The 1,040-nt window shown below is 64.9% G+C and carries 1 protein-coding gene; it reads left to right on the plus strand.

Going from position 1 to position 1,040, the window contains the following annotated elements:
• The coding region (locus tag ACESMD_RS03975; protein WP_372610536.1) for an IS1380 family transposase at positions 1-959 on the plus strand (959 nt) is incomplete at its 5' end.
• Between the last annotated feature and the right edge of the window lie 81 nt (positions 960-1,040).

Here is a 1,040-nt window from a genome sequence, read left to right on the forward strand (position 1 = left end):
ACACCTTCGTCATGGATAACAGCAACTCGAAGAAAGAAGGCGTCTCGCGCACCTACCAGAAGGTCGATGGCTACACGCCCATCGCCGCCTATCTGGGCAACGAAGGCTGGTGCCTGGGCCTGGAGCTGCGTCCCGGCAAGCAGCACACCATGAAGGAGAGCAACGCCTTCCTGGAGCGGGTGTTGCCCCGCGCCCAGGGCCTGACCGAACAACCGATCCTGCTGCGCGAGGACAGCGGCTTCGACAGCCAGGCCCATCTGGCCCTGCTCGAACGGCAGCGGCAGGCCTTTGCTGAGGCGGGCCGCCGGCTGGACTATCTCGTCAAATGGAACCCGCGCGGCTCGGCCAAGGCCGACCTCGCCACCTGGCTGGCGGTGGCTGAAGACTATTGGCAAGAGCTGCGCCCCGGCAAGCGCCAGGCGCTGTGGACCCAGACCGTCACGATCCGCGAGGGCCAGACCGAGGTCGAGGTCACGCGCGTGATGCGTCTGGTGGAGCGGACGACACACGCCGATGGCCAGTTCCTGCTCGAACCGGAGTATGAGCTGGAAGGCTGGTGGACCAGCCTGAACGAGGCACCGGAGGCGGTCATCCAGCGCTACCAGGCGCATGCCACCCATGAACAGTTCCACAGCGAGATCAAGACCGATCTCGACCTGGAGCGGCTGCCCTCGGGAAAGTTCGCCACCAACAACCTGATCCTGCATCTGGCTCAGCTGGCCTACAACATCCTGCGGCTGATGGGGCAGCTGGGCATGACCGGCGAGCTGAGCCCGGTCCGCCATCCGGCCAAGCGGCGTCGGCTGCGCACCGTGCTGCAGGAACTGGTTCATCGCGCCGCCGTGGTTATCCACAAGGCGCGCCAGATCATCCTCGACTTCGGCCAGGACATCGGGCGTATGACGGTACTGAACACCCTGCGCAGCCGACTGCGTTACCCGCGAGGATCGCCATGCTGACCGTCGATCGACGACAATCTATCCACAGGCACTTCCGAGCGACACGCGATCGCCAGGTATATCGTGCCCGGCTGGTGGAAA

The organism is Halomonas sp. (assembly GCF_041689495.1).
In the GTDB taxonomy this organism is placed as follows: Bacteria; Pseudomonadota; Gammaproteobacteria; order Pseudomonadales; family Halomonadaceae; genus Halomonas.